The organism is Paraburkholderia ferrariae NBRC 106233 (assembly GCF_000685035.1).
GTDB lineage: Bacteria > Pseudomonadota > Gammaproteobacteria > Burkholderiales > Burkholderiaceae > Paraburkholderia > Paraburkholderia ferrariae.
Map to the genome: position 1 here is coordinate 47,554 of NZ_BAYB01000036.1, position 17,388 is coordinate 64,941.

General features: G+C 65.2%; 17 protein-coding genes. 6 read left to right on the top strand and 11 right to left on the bottom strand.

Going from position 1 to position 17,388, the window contains the following annotated elements:
• Window positions 1-57 precede the first annotated feature (57 nt).
• The gene (locus BFE01S_RS30435) at window positions 58-1,338 is read left to right on the top strand and encodes an SUMF1/EgtB/PvdO family nonheme iron enzyme (protein ID WP_028228755.1); all 1,281 of its coding nucleotides are present in this window, start codon (window positions 58-60) and stop codon (window positions 1,336-1,338) included.
• A gap of 70 nt (window positions 1,339-1,408) precedes the next feature.
• Here the strand turns inward: BFE01S_RS30435 and BFE01S_RS30440 are convergent, their stop codons facing one another.
• A complete protein-coding gene (locus BFE01S_RS30440) occupies window positions 1,409-1,615 on the bottom strand; it encodes a hypothetical protein (protein WP_028228756.1) in 207 nt (68 codons plus the stop codon).
• Window positions 1,616-1,826: 211 nt separating this feature from the next.
• On the opposite strand from BFE01S_RS30440, the gene BFE01S_RS30445 reads away from it, so the two are divergent.
• Window positions 1,827-2,534, top strand: a complete 708-nt coding sequence (locus BFE01S_RS30445; RefSeq protein WP_028228757.1) for an SDR family NAD(P)-dependent oxidoreductase — start codon at window positions 1,827-1,829, stop codon at window positions 2,532-2,534.
• A 228-nt stretch (window positions 2,535-2,762) separates the two neighbouring features.
• Window positions 2,763-3,035: a hypothetical protein gene (locus tag BFE01S_RS44725; RefSeq protein ID WP_156967209.1), complete on the top strand. Its 273-nt coding sequence runs from the start codon at window positions 2,763-2,765 to the stop codon at window positions 3,033-3,035.
• A 511-nt stretch (window positions 3,036-3,546) separates the two neighbouring features.
• Here BFE01S_RS44725 and BFE01S_RS30450 read toward each other — a convergent pair.
• Together BFE01S_RS30450 and BFE01S_RS30455 are read right to left on the bottom strand one after the other, a co-directional pair.
• On the bottom strand, window positions 3,547-4,872 hold the full coding sequence (locus BFE01S_RS30450) for an MFS transporter (protein WP_042339086.1): 1,326 nt from the start codon (window positions 4,870-4,872) through the stop codon (window positions 3,547-3,549).
• Between the two features lie 49 nt (window positions 4,873-4,921).
• On the bottom strand, window positions 4,922-5,806 hold the full coding sequence (locus BFE01S_RS30455) for an isocitrate lyase/PEP mutase family protein (RefSeq protein WP_028228759.1): 885 nt from the start codon (window positions 5,804-5,806) through the stop codon (window positions 4,922-4,924).
• Between the two features lie 189 nt (window positions 5,807-5,995).
• On the opposite strand from BFE01S_RS30455, the gene prpR reads away from it, so the two are divergent.
• Complete coding sequence (gene prpR, locus BFE01S_RS30460) at window positions 5,996-7,993, top strand: propionate catabolism operon regulatory protein PrpR (RefSeq protein ID WP_028228760.1); 1,998 nt, start codon at window positions 5,996-5,998, stop codon at window positions 7,991-7,993.
• A 136-nt stretch (window positions 7,994-8,129) separates the two neighbouring features.
• On the opposite strand, the gene BFE01S_RS30465 is transcribed toward prpR, so the two are convergent.
• A complete protein-coding gene (locus tag BFE01S_RS30465) occupies window positions 8,130-8,726 on the bottom strand; it encodes a 2-hydroxychromene-2-carboxylate isomerase (RefSeq protein ID WP_028228761.1) in 597 nt (198 codons plus the stop codon).
• A 172-nt stretch (window positions 8,727-8,898) separates the two neighbouring features.
• On the opposite strand from BFE01S_RS30465, the gene BFE01S_RS30470 reads away from it, so the two are divergent.
• Window positions 8,899-9,423, top strand: a complete 525-nt coding sequence (locus BFE01S_RS30470) for a TetR/AcrR family transcriptional regulator (RefSeq protein WP_245621235.1) — start codon at window positions 8,899-8,901, stop codon at window positions 9,421-9,423.
• Between the two features lie 45 nt (window positions 9,424-9,468).
• On the opposite strand, the gene BFE01S_RS30475 is transcribed toward BFE01S_RS30470, so the two are convergent.
• From BFE01S_RS30475 to ampC, 3 genes are all read right to left on the bottom strand, one after another.
• Window positions 9,469-10,221 carry an SDR family oxidoreductase gene (locus tag BFE01S_RS30475; protein ID WP_028228763.1) on the bottom strand — a complete coding sequence of 251 codons (753 nt, stop codon included), beginning with the start codon at window positions 10,219-10,221 and terminating at the stop codon, window positions 9,469-9,471.
• A 184-nt stretch (window positions 10,222-10,405) separates the two neighbouring features.
• Window positions 10,406-11,401 carry a dicarboxylate transporter/tellurite-resistance protein TehA gene (gene tehA, locus BFE01S_RS40780; protein WP_042339088.1) on the bottom strand — a complete coding sequence of 332 codons (996 nt, stop codon included), beginning with the start codon at window positions 11,399-11,401 and terminating at the stop codon, window positions 10,406-10,408.
• 129 nt (window positions 11,402-11,530) lie between these two features.
• Window positions 11,531-12,706: a class C beta-lactamase gene (ampC, locus tag BFE01S_RS30485; protein WP_028228764.1), complete on the bottom strand. Its 1,176-nt coding sequence runs from the start codon at window positions 12,704-12,706 to the stop codon at window positions 11,531-11,533.
• A gap of 112 nt (window positions 12,707-12,818) precedes the next feature.
• Here ampC and BFE01S_RS30490 point away from each other — a divergent pair, with 112 nt between their 5' ends.
• Window positions 12,819-13,724: a LysR family transcriptional regulator gene (locus BFE01S_RS30490; protein WP_028228765.1), complete on the top strand. Its 906-nt coding sequence runs from the start codon at window positions 12,819-12,821 to the stop codon at window positions 13,722-13,724.
• Window positions 13,725-13,802: 78 nt separating this feature from the next.
• On the opposite strand, the gene BFE01S_RS30495 is transcribed toward BFE01S_RS30490, so the two are convergent.
• The 4 genes from BFE01S_RS30495 to BFE01S_RS30510 form a co-directional block, all read right to left on the bottom strand.
• Window positions 13,803-14,531 carry a GntR family transcriptional regulator gene (locus BFE01S_RS30495; RefSeq protein WP_407668254.1) on the bottom strand — a complete coding sequence of 243 codons (729 nt, stop codon included), beginning with the start codon at window positions 14,529-14,531 and terminating at the stop codon, window positions 13,803-13,805.
• A 109-nt stretch (window positions 14,532-14,640) separates the two neighbouring features.
• A complete protein-coding gene (gene hpxZ / locus BFE01S_RS30500) occupies window positions 14,641-15,039 on the bottom strand; it encodes an oxalurate catabolism protein HpxZ (protein ID WP_028228767.1) in 399 nt (132 codons plus the stop codon).
• A gap of 5 nt (window positions 15,040-15,044) precedes the next feature.
• On the bottom strand, window positions 15,045-15,707 hold the full coding sequence (locus tag BFE01S_RS30505) for a cysteine hydrolase family protein (RefSeq protein ID WP_028228768.1): 663 nt from the start codon (window positions 15,705-15,707) through the stop codon (window positions 15,045-15,047).
• Between the two features lie 54 nt (window positions 15,708-15,761).
• Window positions 15,762-17,387: an ABC transporter ATP-binding protein gene (locus BFE01S_RS30510; protein WP_028228769.1), complete on the bottom strand. Its 1,626-nt coding sequence runs from the start codon at window positions 17,385-17,387 to the stop codon at window positions 15,762-15,764.
• Between the last annotated feature and the right edge of the window lies 1 nt (window position 17,388).

The window sequence follows — 17,388 nt, forward strand, 5'->3', positions numbered from 1 at the left end:
AACTTCTGCGGCGGCGGTAAAGTCACGAACACTGCCCAAGCATGGAGAAATGCCGAAATGCCTCTCCCGCCTACGCCCACTTTCGCCGAGCGCCTCACCGCCGCCCGCGCAGCGAGCGACGCGCTCTTCGACATCGTCAAGCCGGAATTTCTCTACGAGCGCCCGATCCGCGAGCGGCATCGGATCGTGTTCTACATCGGCCATCTCGAAGCCTTCGACCTCAACCTCTTCGACCGGCGCCTGTTCGACCTGCCCTCCGCCGATCCGCAACTGGACCGGCTGTTCGCATTCGGCATCGATCCCGTCGATGGCGCCCTGCTGCCCACGGACGCGCCGGCCGACTGGCCCAGCCTCGCCGAAGTACGCGCTTACGGTCACAAGGGCCGCCAGCGCATCGACGAGCAGTTGGCGCGGCTCGACCTGCCCGCCGCCACGTCCCACCCCGGTTCGCCAGCCCAGTTGCTCAACGTGGCGATCGAACACCGGCTCATGCACGTCGAAACCCTCGCATACATGCTCCACCAGTTGCCGCTCGACCAGAAGCAGGCGAACGGCGCCCCGCGCAGCCTGCCCGATCATCTCTATGCCGTGACGCCTGCGATGGTCCCGGTGCCGGCCGGCCGCACCGAACTGGGCATGACCGCCGAGCGCGGCGTATTTGGTTGGGACAACGAATTCGGCGAGCAGCAGGTCGATGTGCCGGCCTTCGAGATCGACCGCTATATGGTCACGAACGGCGCGTTTCTGGACTTCATCGAGGATGGCGGATACCGGAACCCGTCGCTCTGGACCGACGCCGACTGGGCCTGGAAGGCAGCGCAAGGCGTAACGCATCCCGTGTTCTGGTCGAACACCGAGTCAGGCTGGCGGCTGCGGACCATGTTCGACGACATTCCGCTACCGCTTTCCTGGCCCGTCTACGTGAGCCATGCGGAAGCGAGCGCCTTCGCGCGCTGGCGCGGTGCGCGCCTGCCGAGCGAAGCGCAGTGGCAACGCGCCGCACACGGCGCCCTGCCGGGCCACACCGACAACTTCGACTTTCGCGACTGGAATCCCGTCGCCGTGGACGCGACGCCGGACAGCGCCAGCACGTGGGGCGTGGAAGGTCTGTACGGCAACGGCTGGGAATGGACCTCGACAGTGTTCGGGCCGCTGCCGGGCTTCACGGCATTTCCGTTCTACGAAGGTTACTCGGCCAACTTCTTCGACGGCCAGCACTATGCGATGAAGGGCGGATCGGCACGCACTGCGGCGTGCATGGTGCGGCCGACCTTTCGCAACTGGTTTCAGCCGCACTATCAATTCGTGTATGCGGGGTTCCGCTGCGTGGCCGATTGAGACGACGGCAGGCGATAGCTGACCCGAAAGGCCCGCTATCGCTCCGGTCTGACCCGCGCTTGCGGTGCCCTTAACCCGCGAACTCCGCCCCCTTGAGGGCATCGTAAATCTCGGCCATCGGCACGTCGCCCGCCTCGCTGCGGATATAGGCGTTGAACGCCCGCTCGTACAACTCGCGGCCGCGCGCGGCATCCAGCGAGAGCTCGAAACACCCGATAGCAAACTCCGCCATCCTGTCCGCGTCGACGAGCAGGCGCTCGGCTTTCTTCTGATCCATTTCCCTACCCTGCGGCGACTGCGCCGAAAAACATCAGGCGCGCATGTTACCGCAAGCATACGCTCGCCGCGCGCACTTGTTCTTGCGACGCAAGACTGTTTGTCCATGGTGGGTGTTCGAGATCCTGGGGGATACGCCTACAGTGAGTTCCCATCGGGTCCGTCGATTCGACCGGCCAGCAGGCCGAGCCACCTACACCGTGAGAAACATCATGAGCCACTCCAAAGTCATCATCGTTACCGGCGCGTCGCAAGGCATTGGCGCCGAAACCGCCAAGGCGTTCCGCGCGCAGGGCCATCGCGTCGTCGCCGTGGCGCGCTCGATCGCGCCGACCATCGAAGCCGACTACATTGCCATTGCCGGCGACATCGGCGACCCCGCCACCGCGCGCCGCGCAGTCAACGCCGCCGTCGAGCATTTCGGCCGCGTCGACACGCTCGTCAACAACGCCGGCATCTTCATCGCCAAGCCCTTCACGCAGTACACCGCGGAGGAATACGCCGCGACCCTGAACGTCAACCTGAACGGCTTCTTCTACATCACGCAGTTCGCCATCGAGCAGATGCAGAAGAACAGCAGCGGCCACATCGTCACCATCACGACGAGCCTTGTCGATCACGCGAACAGCAGCGTACCTTCGGTGCTCGCCTCGCTGACCAAGGGCGGCCTGAACTCGGCCACGAAGTCGCTCGCCATCGAATACGCAAAGGCCGGCATCCGCGCCAACGCCGTGTCGCCCGGCATCATCAAGTCGCCGATGCACGCCCCCGAAACGCACGCCAGGCTCGCAGGCATGCACCCGGTCGGCCGGATGGGCGAGATGAGCGACATCGTCAACGCGATCCTCTACCTCGATTCCGCACCGTTCGTTACCGGCGAGATTCTTCACGTCGACGGCGGCCAGAGCGCCGGCCGTTGAGCACGATCCCGTGTCGGCGATGCGCCCCGCGGCATTCGTTTGCGCGGGCGCTCGTCGCAGAGAAACCTGTCTAGAAGCATTGTGTCCTGCGGCTAATCCCCGCTCGTTTGCAGCAGTCTTTCACCGGATGAAGGGAATGCCGGGCACACGTATAAAGCAATACGCACCGCAAATCTGGCGGATAATCTCTCTTGCAATACTCGTTTGAGATCCTGATGGGGAACTGCCATGAGAGGCATCTTCGGCTTGCTCGGTGTAGCTGCATTCGGCGCCGCGCTCGGTCCGCTAGGCTGGTTAGTCTGGCTTGATTACACGCAGGCGCTGACCGCCATTCTGACCTATCAACTCGTGATTGCGATTCTTGTCGCGTTGCTGATAGGTGCGTGTTGTCTTGCAGCCAATTGCGCCTTGAACCGGCGCCCTCCTGTGGCCCGGACTGCGCAGGCGCAGGCACGGGGCGGCCAGGCCAGAAGCAGCGAGAAGACACCTCGGCCCAACTAGCGTTGCTCCAAAGAAGTCGCGCTATCGGCGCCCTCCCGCTCGCGCGTCACACGGCCTCTGCCCGGCCACTGGTGTAACGTGAACGCACGTCGCCAGATGCTCATGTATTAGCGTTCGCAAGCCGGTTCTCATGCCTTAGCAGCAGGCTTTCGCCGGCGACGTCTCTCCCGGATGCGGGCCCAGGAAATTCAACTCCATGGAGTCTGGCATGAAGCCGATCGTTGGCCGTCCGGCGACAGCCGCCATATTATCCGTAGTCCTTACTATCTGTTGCACAAACGCCGGCTTCGAACCCGCACGCCACCCGGGCCGCTGCAAGAAAAGCGAATCATTTGCTGGAGCGTCGGGTGATCGATGCCCTGTCGAAGGGCAACGGGGATATCGCCGACATTCGCGTGATTGCCAAGCACGGTGAGGTCGATCTGGCCGGCGTCATCTTCGCCGTTGTCCTTGCATTCCCGATGCCGCGCCGCAGCGCCAGAACCCTCTGGGAACGGCAACGAGATATGCCTCACACACTATCCGCCATCCGCCCCCGTGTTTCAGGCATACGCAGATAAACAACCAGCGAGATCGCCGCACACGCCGTCACGTACCAGTAAAAGTACTGCTCGTGCCCGCTCGCCTTGAAGCGCAGCGCGACGAACTCCGTCGTGCCGCCGAGGATTGCCGTGGTCAGCGCATACGGCAGGCCCACGGCGAGCGCGCGGATGCGCACGGGAAACAGCTCCGTTTTTGCGAGCATATGCACGGACGTAAAGCCGCTCAGCATGACGAGTCCCGCAAACGCGAGCAGGAACGCCACGAACGGATCGCGCGTGTGGCTCAGTGCGTTAAAGAGCGGCACCGAAAACAGCGTGGTCGAAAGCCCGAAGGCAATCAGCACGGGGCGCCGTCCGAACACGTCGGAAGCGAACCCGAACAGGGGCTGTAGCGGCATGTAGAGCAAGAGCGCAGCGGCGGAGACAAGCGTGGACATTTCCTTGGAAAGTCCCACCGTATTCACCAGATACTTCTGCATATACACCGTGAACGTGTAGAAACCCACCGTACCGCCCACGGTAATGCCGATAGCCAGCAGAATCTGGCGCCAGTGCTGGCGCAGTTGCGCGAGCACCGGCGGCCCGAACGCGCGGGCGCCGCGCTCGAATGCTTCGGTCTCCGTCACGTTGCGGCGCATGTAGAGCGCGAAGAGCGCCAACGCCCCGCCGATCAGAAACGGCACGCGCCAGCCCCAGCGCTCGATCTGCTCGGCCGTCATCAGCAGGTTCTGCATGACGAGCATGAGCGCAAGCGCGACGAGCTGCCCCGCCACCACACTCACCTGCAGGAAGCCCAGGTAGAAACCGCGCCGGTTGGCCGGGGATATCTCGCTGAGGTAGGTCGCGCTGGTGCCGTACTCTCCGCCCATGCTCAATCCCTGCAAGAGGCGTGCAGCGATCAGCACGATCGGCGCCAGCACGCCGATACTCGCGTAACCCGGCGTGAGCGCGATCATCAGCGAGCCGACGCACATGGCCGCAACGGACCACGTCAACGCCGATTTGCGCCCGTGGCGGTCGGCATAAAGACCCACCAGCCAACTACCCAGCGGCCGCGCGACGTAGCCCACTGCCGCGATCGCCGCGGTGTTCATGAGCTGCACGGTGGGCTTGTCGCCCGGAAAGAATGACTTCGCGAAATAGATCGAAAAAATGCTGTACGCGAGAAAGTCGTACCACTCGATCAGATTGCCCGCGAGCCCGCCCACAATCGAGCGGATGCGAGGCCGCGCAACCGCCTGCGCCCCCGCCGCTTCCCGGTTTCCTTGCACGCTCCACTCCGTCCCGCTCGACATTCAGGTCTCCTCGCTTTCTTGTTTCAACGCCTTGCCGACGTCTTGCCGCTCAGTCCTTCGCCGCATATTCGCGTTCGAGGTCATCGTAGAACGGCTTGTTCACGAGGCGCTGCCGCTCCGCAAACGGCGCGACGATGTTGGGGTCTTCGTCGAGGCGGCCATTCGCCCGCAACGTGCCGAGCGCGCGCTGCATGCCGACCACCGCGCCCTGCAGCGCCGCATTCGCGTACAGCACCAGCGCGTAGCCAAGGCCCGCGAGCGCTTCGCGCGACTGCACGGGCGTCTTGCCGCCGATCACGATGTTGATGAGTTGCGGCGCGTCGATGAGCTTCGGCAGGCGCTCGATGTCTTCGAGCTTCTCGGTCGCTTCGATGAAAAGAATGTCCGCACCGGCTTCGATGAAGGCGTGGCCACGCGCAATCGCTTCTTCGATGCCATGCACGCCGGCCGCATCGGTGCGCGCCATGATGAGCAGGTTGCCGTCCTCGCGCGCATCGACCGCCGCGCGGATCTTGCCGGCCATCTCGCCCTTGCCGATCACTTCCTTGTTGTTGAAGTGGCCGCACTTCTTGGGCATCACCTGGTCTTCGAACTGGATCGCGTCGGCACCGCTGCGCTCGAGCGTGCGCACGGTCTGGCGCACGTTCAGCGCGTTGCCGAAGCCGGTGTCGGCGTCCACGATCAACGGCAGGCTCACGGCGTCGCGCACGCGGGCGGTGTGTTCGGCGATGTCCGAGAGGCCGATGAAGCCCAGATCCGGCAAGCCGAACGACATGTTCGTGACCCCGGCGCCCGTGAGATACAGCGCCTCGAAGCCGGCGTCCTCGATCACGCGCGCGCTCAGGGCGTTAAACGCGCCCGGCACGAGCAGGCCGCGGCGTTCGTTGACCTTGGCACGGAAGGCGGCGCGGCGTGCAGCGGTGGAAGTTGTCATGGCAATGGCTCCTCGAATCCTGTTTTGAGATGGCACCAACTCCGCATGAAACATGCCAGAAAACAGGCCCCATCACAAAATCATATAAATCAATGATTTAGCCAGAAACCTCCAACCCAAAACGTTTCATGACACAATCTCAGAAACGTTCCGCGAAACGTTTCAATCACCGTTTGCCCGAAACCTGCCATGCCGCCCCCCAGCCTCCCCCAGCCCGCCAACCGCCCGAACATCGCGCTCGTCAGCATCAGCCGGTTGCGCAATCTCTGCGAGACAGTCGCGCCGCGCTACGCCGAAGAGGCGCGCTTCGTCTACGTGCGCGAAGGCTACGGCGACGCCGTCACGGCGCTGCAGCCCTATATCGAGGCGGGCACGGTGGACGTGGTGCTGGCCGCCGGTTCCAACGGCGCCTATCTGCGCGACAACCTGAGCGTGCCGGTCGTGATGGTGAAGGTGAACGGCTTCGACGTGCTGGCCGCCATCACCCATGCGAACACCACCTGGCCCGGTGCGCCGATCGGGCTGATCCTGCACGAAAGCGTTTCGCACGAGCTGGCCGACCTCGGCGCGTGGCTGAATCTGCGTCTCACGCAGCGCGCCTATCGTTCCGCCGATGAGGTGCGCGCCGCCGTCACGACGCTCGCGGGCGAAGGCTGCCGCGTCATCATCGGGCCCGGCATGGCGTGCGATCTGGCCCAGGCGGCCGGCCTCGAAAGCGTGTTCCTCTATTCAGTGGGTGCGGTCCATGAAGCATTCGAGCGCTCGGTCGAACTCGCACGCGTGAGCCGCCAGAAGGAATCGAAACGCGTGCGCCTGAACACGATCGTCGCGCACCTGCGCGACGGCGTGGCCGCTTTCGACGAAGCCGGCGCGCTCGAAGCCGTCAACCCCGCGATGCTCGAACTGCTCGGCCTCGACCGCACGCGCGACGTGAACACGCAACTCGCGCGCACGATAGGCCCGTTGCTGCGCGAAGTGGCCGGCAGCGATGCGCCGGTGGACGAGCGCATCGAGCAGTTCGGCGCCCGCTCGGTCATCGTGAGCTGTGTGCCTATCGTCGAGCAGGGCGCGCGCTCAGGCGCCGTCGTGACCGTGCAGGACGCGCTGGTCGCGCAGCGCATCGACCGGTCGCTGCGCACGACACAGCGGCCGCGTCATCTGGTGGCGCGCTACGAACTGGACGATCTGGTGGGAGCCGCGCCCGCAGTAGCGCGCGTGCGGCGCCTCGCGGCCATGAGCGCCGCGCACGACGCCACGGTCCTCCTCACGGGCGAAAGCGGCACGGGCAAGGAGCTCATCGCGCAAGGCATTCACAACGCGAGCCGGCGGCGCGGCAATCCGTTCGTCGCGTTCAATTGCGCGGCGTTGCCCGAAGGGTTGATCGAAAGCGAGCTGTTCGGCCACGAGGAAGGCGCGTTCACCGGCGCGCGGCGCGGCGGCAAACCGGGCCTCGTGGAAATTGCCCATACGGGCACGATCTTTCTCGACGAGATCGGCGAAATGCCGCCCGCGCTGCAAAGCCGCCTGCTGCGCGTGCTCCAGGAGCGCGAGGTCATGAAGCTCGGCGCAAGCCGCGCGACGCCCGTGGACGTGCGCGTGATTGCCGCAACGCATTGCAACCTGAGCGCGCTGGTCCAGGAAGGCGCCTTTCGCGCCGACCTGTATTTCCGTCTCAACCTGCTGCCTATTCCGCTGCCGCCGCTGCGCGAGCGCCGCGAGGACATCCCCGCGCTCGCGCGCCATCTGCTCGAACGCATGGCCGACCGATACGGCTTGCGCGCCGCCGCGATCGAGCGCGTGCTCGCACGGTTTGCGCCTTATTTCGCGGGCTACGCCTGGCCTGGCAATGTGCGCGAACTGGAGAACCTGCTCGCGCGGGCGGCCATTTTCCTGGCCGACGATACCGATGATTCAGGAAATACTTCGTTATCCGATATATTTCCGGAGTTCGCCACGCAAGACACAGCGATCGAAGCGCCGCAGCGCCGGCAGCGCGCTGCGAACGGCGAGAACCCTGCAACGGGCGCGCAGGGAGCCACTGCAGCGCGCGACGAGCACACCGCTCTCACGCTCGCCGAAGTCGAGCGCGCACTGGCCGCGCACGGCGGCAACCGCGCCGCCGCGAGCCGCGCGCTCGGCATCGGCCGCACAACACTATGGCGGCTGATGAAGGGAGCCACGGACTGAGTTACGCGTTGCGAATCCGTTGAGGCTGCGCATGCCAGCATTCGAACTGCTGCGGCACCTTGTAGCCCGCCCGCCGCTCGCGGCGGCGGCGGCGGTACGCAGAAATTCATCCGGCGCAAAAAACGCCCACGTCTCTCTACAACTGCCTGAGCGCTTCCTCGACGAAATCGAGCCGGTCCTGCCCAAAGAACATTGCTTCGCCCACGAACAGGGTGGGCGCGCCAAAAAGACCGCGCGCGACAGCCGCCTCCGTGTCCCGCTTGAGTTTCTCCTTCACCTCGGCCTGCTCGACGAACTGGAACAGCAGCGCAGCATCGAGTCCGGCGCCTTCCAGCACGGCGCGCACGTTGGCCGGATCGGCCATGTTGCAGGGGCGTTCCCACATGGCCCGGTAGACCGCGTCAACATAACGGAGGAACAGCGGCTCGTCATGCATCTGGGCCCCGGTGGCCGCACGCATCAGCATGAGCGTGTTGATCGGAAAATGCGGGTTGTGGGCATACGCCACGCCGTAGCGCCGCGCAAAGCGCGCCAGGTCCACCTGCATCCAGGCCCCCTTTGCGGGGATGGTCGCAGGAGACGCATTGTTGGTTGCCTTATGTATCCCGCCCAGCAGAACGGGCCGGTAGACGATCTCCGCCCCGCACCGGGCCGCGATGCCCGGCAATTGCGTCCACGCCAGATAGCTGGCCGGACTGCCGAAGTCAAAATAAAACTCAACCGATTTCGTCATGCCATCCTCCCTCGTCCTTGATCTTGCGGCGCTCGTTGGCGCCGGTTCGCATCGAATAAATAGTGAACTGACGTTCAGTTAACGATGGTTATGCTATTCTCGCCTTCGATCCTGTCCAAAATCGACCATGCGCTATTCAACCGCTCACAAAGAGGAAACGCGACGCAAGCTGATGGAAAGCAGTCGCGCGATTGCGAAGGAAAACGGCTTTGCGTCAACCGGCATCGACGCGCTGATGGCGGCGATCGGCCTGACGGGGGCCGCCTTCTACACTCACTTCCCCTCCCGGCAGGCGCTCTTCGATGCGCTGGTCAGCGAAGAAGCCTCCAATAGCGCCGACCTGCTTGCCGTCGACGAAAACGCCCCCGCGGGCGATCTTGCCGCGCGTCTGCGCAGCTATCTGAGCACCTACCATGTCCTGCATCCCGAGTCGGGATGCGCGCTGCCCACGCTCGGGCCGGAAATCGCACGGGCCACGCCCGAAGCGCGCAGCGAGGTCGAAAAGTCGCTCAAACGCATCGCCAGGAGCTGGAGTGCGCACCTCGACGACAAGGACAAGGCATGGGCCATCATGGCCCAATGTGTCGGCGCCCTGCTGCTTGCCCGCACCGTGGAAAGCGAGCGCACCCGCCGGGAGATGCTCGCTTCCAGCCGCCGTCTTCTCGCCGACGTGCTGGGTATCGACACCCTGAAGTAACGCGCGCGCGAGGCGAGGCGCGTGCATCCGGGGCCGCAGGTCGCGCTACCAGCGTTCCATGTAAGGACGCAGATCCAGTTCGAACGTCCACGCATCGCGCGGCTGCTGGTGCAGATACCAGTAGTTCTCCGCAATATGCCCGGGATTGAGGATGCCGTCCTGTTCCTTCAACGCGTAGCGTTCGGGGAACGTCGTACGGATGAAGTCCGTGTCGATCGCACCATCGACAATTATGTGCGCGACGTGAACGTTACGCGGACCCAACTCCCGCGCCATGCTCTGCGCCAGTGCCCGAAGCGCGTGCTTGGCGCCCGAGAAGGCCGCGAAATCGGCCGAACCCCGCACGCTCGCCGTAGCACCGGTAAACAGGATGGTGCCCCGGCCGCGCGCGACCATGCGCTTTGCCACCTCGCGGGCGTTGAGAAACGCGCTGAAGCAGGCCATCTCCCAGATCTTGAAGTACTTGCGGGCCGTCTCTTCCAGAATGCTGCATGGCACGTTCGCGCCGATGTTGAACACCATTACCTCGATCGGCCCGTGTTCGGCTTCGATACGCTCGATCAGCGCGACCACGTCCTCTTCCTTGCGTGCATCGCTCGCGTAGCCGAACGCCCGGCCGCCCGCCTCGCGTATACCCGACACGAGCGGCTCGAGCTTGTCCGCCGAGCGGCGGCTCACGCACGCGATATAGCCCTCGCGGGCAAAACGCTGTGCGATGGCCCCGCCGGTAGCATCGCCCGCGCCGATAACCAGTGCGACTTTTTGCTGCGAATCTTGCTGCGGATCGCCTGAAATCATGCCGTCTCCTTTTATCGAACGATCGTTTAGTTAACGAAAGTTAATTAAATCGGCGGCCCTTGTCAACACGGAATTTCGATTGCCCCGGTTCCGGGTTCGTGCCACAACGAAAAAAAGCCGAAGCTGGCATCCATTCCAGCTTCGGCTTCAGTGACGACGTTTTCGGCACCGGCTTTAGCGACCGTTACGAAGCGGCGCGTACCGGAAAGAGCTTGCCCTCCCACAGCAGGCCCACCGTCTTGACGACCAGCAGACCAATGATCAGGTTCGACACCGCAAACAGGGCGAAAGCCAGTTCGTGAACCCAGCCGGGGGCACCGCGCTGCGCCACGAGCATCGCAAGCGTCGGCAGGGCCGCTACGCCGAAGCTGAACGCCCAGTACGACGGCGCGAACACCTGAGCCCGAATCCAGGGCAGCAAACGCAGGAGCAATGCCGCCTGATAGAGCCCGTACCCCAACAGCGCATACGCTACGAGGTCCGCACCGCCGCTCAGGCCGGTATGAAACCCGCTGCCCGTGACCGCCATCCAGGCCACGCCGCCCACCACCGGCGGCGCCAGTTGCACGCCGAAGGTCGGACGCAGTGCGGCAGCGGTAGGTGCACCGTGCGCCGCCCGGTTGAGCAGCATCGACTCGATTGCCAGCCACGACAGCGCCCCGGCGCCGAAGAACATCGCAGCCAGTTCGGGAAAGCCGAATGAAGCCGCGGTCGTTGCGGCGACGAAGCCCGGCGCCACGGTCGGCAGGTAAATCGCCGGCGTGACGACCTCGGCATTTCGCGCGCCCTGCCAGAGCCGGCCATGCAGCATCACGCCCACCGCGAGTTGCCCGGTTGCGCCGGCCACGAACAGCGCAAGCGCCAGGTCGTATGACCAGAGCTTGACCGCCTGCGCGGCCAGCATCGTCGAGACCGGCGCCAGCGCGATAAACGACGACTGCACTTCGTGCTGCCACTCCTTGCGCGCCGCCTCGCGGTGCGCGAGCCATTTCAGCGCATACATCGCCATGACCGCAGCCCACACCACAACGGCTGCCACCGTCATGAACATTGCCGCCTGCTGCGGTACTTCCCAGAGCTTCGCCGCCACCCGCCATGCACCGGCAAGCGCCAGCATACCGACCGCGATGCCGAAAAAGCCCGCGGGCATCGGCTCATGTTTTGTGATCCAGCTGTTCATCACGCCACTCCAGAAGATAGGACGACCGGTGCCGTCTTTCGATGGATGTGACTTTAGGCGCAGGCGCCGGCCACGCGAATGCCCGGGCGCCTCAACGCTATGCCCGATCGTCTCAACCCGACGCCCGGTTCATTGCTGGATGTTTGCAAGCGAAGTCAAAATCCGGTACACCACCGCCACGCGGTCTTCGTTCGGGAAGTTCCGGTTGGCAAGCATGACGATGCCGAGGCGCTGCCCCGGAATGAAGGCCACGTACGAGCCAAAACCGTTGGTGGAGCCCGTCTTGTTGATCCACACGTCGTCGCGCGGCGCCTCGGGCGGGCTGATCCGGCTCACGGGGGTCGCCTTGAAAGCCATGTCCGGGCCGTTGCCCAGCTTGAGCGCACTCAGCGAAACGGGATAGGGATACTGCTCCCACACCAGGTCCTGCGTCATCGGTCCGGCCTTGAAGTAGCCGGTATGCGTTGCCGTGATGGCGCGTTGCAGTGGCGGGTCGAGTTCGATCAGCTTCATGTTGCTTTCCATGAAGCGAACCATGTCGGCCGCCGTCGATTTCACGCCGTACGCTTCCGGCGCAATCACACCGCCGGCCAGGCGAATCGGCTTGCCGTCCTTCGTATAGCCCTGCGCGTAGTCGGCTGCGCGCGACGCCGGCACGTCGATGAAACTGTTCTTCATCGCGAGTGCGGGAAAGAGGCGTTGCTCGACCAATGCGGTGTAGTGCTGCCCCATGCTCCTGGAAGCAGCGAGACCCAGCACGCCGATGCCGGGATTCGAATAGGTTCGATACGTGCCGGCCGCCCAGGTGGGACGCCAGGCGCCGAGATACGCGATCAGATCCGCGTCGGAGCGAACCTCGTCCGGCACCTGGAGCGGCAGGCCGCCCGGCGTATGCGTGCCGAGATCGAGCAGGCTCAGGTTGCCGAACGGGCGATCGCTCAGGGAGGGCAAGTACTTCGCCACCTTGTCGGACAAGGAAAGCCGGTGATTTTGCGCGGCCCAGGACGCGAGCGTGGCCGCAAACGTCTTGGACACCGACCCCAGTTCGAATAGCGTGGCGTTCGTCACGGGCCTGCCGGTTTCCTTCGACATCACGCCATAGTTGAACACCCGCGGCTGTCCCGCCACGACCACCCCCACCGCCATGCCCGGAATCTGGTCCTTCTGCATAAGCGGGGCTATGGCATCGTCAACCACGGATTGGACGCGGTCCGTCGCCGCGTCGGCGCCACGCGCGGCGCCCTGGAGCGCGCACGCCACACAAAGCACTTTGACCACATGAGACAAGGTGTTCCCGAGCTTCATTCCCGGCTTCCTTCTGAGAGATCGTTGGAAAGCCATCACTGTCGCGTTTTCGGAGCCTTGTGGCAAACGATGATAAATTGCCCCATGACCAAGATAAACTTATGACTCGACTATGCGCCCCCATTTACCCCTGAATGCGCTGCGCGCCTTCGAATCGGCAGTCCGGCATCTGAGCTTCACGCGCGCCGCGCAGGAGTTGAATGTCACGCAGGCCGCGGTGAGCCAGCAGGTGCGCGCGCTCGAGGAGCGGCTCGGTGTCGCGCTGTTCAAGCGCCTGCCGCGCGGTCTTGCCGTGACCGACGAAGGACTCGCGCTGCGCCCGGTGCTCAGCGACGCGTTCGATCGCATCGAAACCGTATTGCGGCAATTCGAAGGCGGCCATTTTCACGAGGTGTTGACGGTCGGCGCCGTGGGCACCTTTGCCGTGGGATGGCTCATGCCGCGGCTCAAGTCCTTTCACGCGCTCCATCCGTTCGTCGAGTTGCGCATGCTGACGAACAACAATCTCGTCGATCTGGCCTCCGAGGGCCTCGACTTTGCGATCCGCTTCGGCGATGGCGCCTGGCCGGGTTCGCACACGCTGAAGCTGTTCGATGCCCCGCTCTCGCTGCTCTGCACGCCGGAAATCGCGCAGCGCCTGCGCACGCCAGCCGATCTCGCCCACGAAACGCTCTTGCGCTCCTATCGCGCCGACGACTGGATGCACTGGTTCGCCCGGGCCGGCGTAACCCCGCGGCCCGCGCGCGGGCCGGTGTTCGACTCGTCGCGGCTGATGGTCGAAGCGGCCATTCAAGGTGCCGGCGTAGCGCTCGTCCCCGCTTCGATGTTCGGGCGCGATCTCGCCCTGGGGCGCCTCGTGAGCCCGTTCGATATCGAGGTGCAGGCGGGCAGCTACTGGCTCACCTGGCAAAAGGGCAAGCCGGCCACGCCCGCCATGCAGTTGTTCAGTCAATGGATTGCGAAGGAGGCCAATGAGGGAGCGGCAGGCTTCGGCGAGGCCGATACCGCCCGCGCGTAACGGCGAGACTCCTGGTCTTTCGATTCGGGAATACCGCCAATTCGCTTAATTAATTAGATTAACTAACCAACAAACCAATTAACTAACAAACGGCGGCTTGCTGTCCCGCGCCGCAGCCAGCATCGAGAGCGTAATCTTGCGCACTTCCAGCTTGCTCTGCGTGATATGCGCGCGCAGCACGATCGCCGCTTCGGCAAACTTGCCGCGGTCGATGAGATTGAGGATCGTGGCGTGTTCATCGTAGGTCGCGCTCGTGCGATGCGCCTTGAGAAAGTCGAGCCGGCGCACGATGCGGATGCGCTCGGTCACGTCGTTGTGAACGCGCAGCATTTCGGCATTGCCGGCCGCGCTCACGAGACCGCGGTGAAAGCCTTCGTCCAGCACGAACATGGCACCCGGCTCATGCTCGCGCTGCGCCTCGTCGATGCACCACACGGCCCGCAGCGCGGCCAGCGCATCGTGCGGCGCGGCGGCCAGCCGGTCGATGGCCGCGAGTTCGAGCACGATGCGCAGATCGTAGAGTTGATCGAGTTGCTCGAAGTCGATGTTGCAGACCTTCCAGCCGCGCCGGAATCCCACTTCGAGATAGCCCTCGCGCTGCAGGCGAAACAGCGCGTCGCGCATCGGCGTGCGCGACACGCCGTAGTGCTGGGCGATGTCGTTCTCCGAAAAGCGGTCCCCCGGAAACAACCGGAAGTTGAAGATGTCCTGCTTGAGCAGCGAATACACCTGCTCGGCGAGCGAATTCGTGCTGTAGACCATCTTCGCGGCATTGGCCACGGGCGCCTCAGCGGCCGTTTGGGGCATGTCGTCCATAGGTCGATTGCGTTGCGATCATGTTGCGGTTGGGTGGGAGCCCGGGCACGTACGCGCAGATTCAGGCACCGCACGCGTACCGGGCCAGTTTACCCCGCTTTCAGACGGGCTCGATAAGGCTCACGTGCGCCGCCACGATGGTCCATCCGCCGAACGCGTCGCCGGGCGCGCCAAGGCGGGCCCAGGTCTGCATCTGGCGGCCCGCGAGCGGCGTGGCATCGCTCGTGAACCCGGTGCTCACGGTCGCGCAGTCGAGCCCGAACGTCGTGACCACCGTGCGATGCAGCCGCCGCGAAGGCGGCACCGGCGCACAGGTCTCGCGCCAGCGGCGAATCGCTTCGCCGCCGTGCTGGATTTCGGCAATGCCGTAGCGTACCGTCTCGGGCGCGTCCCAGAACAACATGTTCATCGTGGCCACATCGTTCTCCACCAGCGCCCGTTCATAGGCCTCGAACGCCGCCGTCACCTGGGCGACGATCTCCGGGCAATTCACTTCCATCGTCATCAAACGGCCTCCAGCAAGCTATCGAGCGTCGCCGTCCAGCCGACGATACCGCCCTGTGAATGCATCATGGCAATGGCCGCGTCGCGAAACGCGGGGATATAGCTCGCGGTCGCGTCCTCGATCAGCAGGCACGTATAGCCACGGTCGTTCGCTTCGCGCATCGACGTCTGCACGCAAACTTCCGTCGTCACGCCCGCGAACACCAGGTGCGTGATTCCGCGCGCCGCCAGTTCCTCGCCCAAACGCGTCGCATAGAACGCCCCCTTGCCCGGCTTGTCGATGACCAGCTCGCCCGCATGCGGCGCCAGCGCATCCACAATCGCATTGCCCGGCTCGCCGCGGATGAGAATGCGGCCCATCGGACCCACGTCGCCGATGCGAGCGCTCGGGGCGCCGCGCAGCCGTTTTGCGGGCGGGCAGTCGGACAGGTCCGGCGCGTGCGACTCGCGCGTATGCACGACGAGCCAGCCCTGCGCGCGCGCGTGCGCCAGGAGCCGCGCGACCGTCGGCACGATGCCCGCCAGCAGCGACACATCGTTGCCGAGCGCTTCGCCAAAACCGCCGGGCTCGATGAAATCGCGCTGCATGTCGATCACGACGAGCGCGGTACGGCGCGCGTCGAACGTATAGGGCGCCGGTTTTGCGTGGGCGACGGTGGTCATCGCGACGTTTCTCCTCGATTCGGTGCGGTCTGTGTTCAGGGCGCGCTGCACGGTTCAGGCGCTCGCATGCAGCACCGGCGCCTCGCTCGCACGCGGTGCCGCCTCCTCTGCATGGCCCGCCATGTGGCGGCCGAGCACCACACGATCGGCGGTGCTGGCCGGCGTCTCGTAGACAAGCCGCCCCTCCGCCATCACGACAATGCGATCGGCAAGCTCCAGCAGTTCGTCGAGATCCTCGCTCACGAGCAGCACGGCGGCACCGGCATCGCGCGCCGCGAGGATACGCGCGTGAATATCCGCGACCGAAGCGAAGTCGAGGCCGAACACCGGATTGGCGACGATCAGCACGTCCACGGCCTGCCCCAGTTCGCGCGCGAGCACGGCCCGCTGCACGTTGCCGCCCGAAAGCGTCCCGATGGCGCGCTCGGGCAGCGGCGGCCGCACGTTGAACTCGTCGATCAGCCGCGCGGCGCGCGCACGCATGGCGCGGCGATCGAGCCACCAGCCGCCGCGCCGCAACGGCGCGCGGTCGAAGTCGCGCAGCGCGAGATTTTCCGCCACGCTCATGCCCGCCACGCAGGCGTTGCGCAGCGGCTCCTCGGGCAGTGCGAACACGCGCAGGCGCGTCATCTCCTCGCGCGTGGCGGCATAGGGCGCACCCTTCACGCGCATCGCGCCCGCCTGCACGCTGCGCTGGCCCACGAGCGCCTCGATCAGTTCCTTCTGGCCGTTGCCGGACACGCCCGCCAGCCCGACGATCTCCCCGCCGCGCACTTCGAGCGATGCTTCGCGCACAGCGGGATGCCCGCGGTCATCGACCACCGAAAGCTTCGAGAGCGCGAGCCGCACCGGCGCGTCGGGCGCGCACGGCGACCGGGCGAGCGCCACCGCGGCGCCCGCCGTGCCGGCATCCTCGGCCGCGCCGGCGCGCACCTCCGCACTCGCGTCGGTCCCCATCATCCACGCGGCCAGCCGGTCGCGGTCGGTGTTCGCCACCGCGCACGAACCGACGAAGCGGCCCTTGCGCAGCACCGTCACATCGTCGGCATAGGCCATCACCTCGCGGAACTTGTGCGTAATCATCAGCACCGTGAGTTCTCCGCGCGAAGCGAGCGTGCGCATCAGGCCCAGCACCTCGTCGGCCTCCTGCGGCGTGAGAACCGAGGTGGGTTCGTCGAGAATCAGGAAGCGCTGCTCCAGATACAGTTGCTTGAGGATTTCGAGCTTCTGCTTTTCGCCGGCCGCCAGCGACGATACCGGCGCCTCCAGCGCAAGCCGGAACGGCGTGCGCCGCATGAACGCGTCGAGCGACGCGCGCTCGCTACGCCAGTCGATGCGCCAGGGCAGGCTGCCGCGCGCGAGCAGCAGGTTTTCCTCCACGCTCAGGCCCGGCGCCAGCGTGAAATGCTGATAGACCATGCCGATGCCGAGCGCCTGCGCATCGCGCGGCGAAGCGATGCGCGCCTCGCGGCCGTCCGCGAGTATCTCGCCGCTGTCGAGCACGCCGTAGCCCACCAGCCCCTTCACGAGCGTGCTCTTGCCCGCGCCGTTCTCGCCCAGCAGCGCGTGAACGGTGCCGGGCGCCACTTTCAGCGAGACGTCGTCGAGCGCACGAAACGCGCCGAACGACTTGCTCGCGCCGATCACCTCGATGCCGAGTGCGCGCATGGCGGTGGCCATG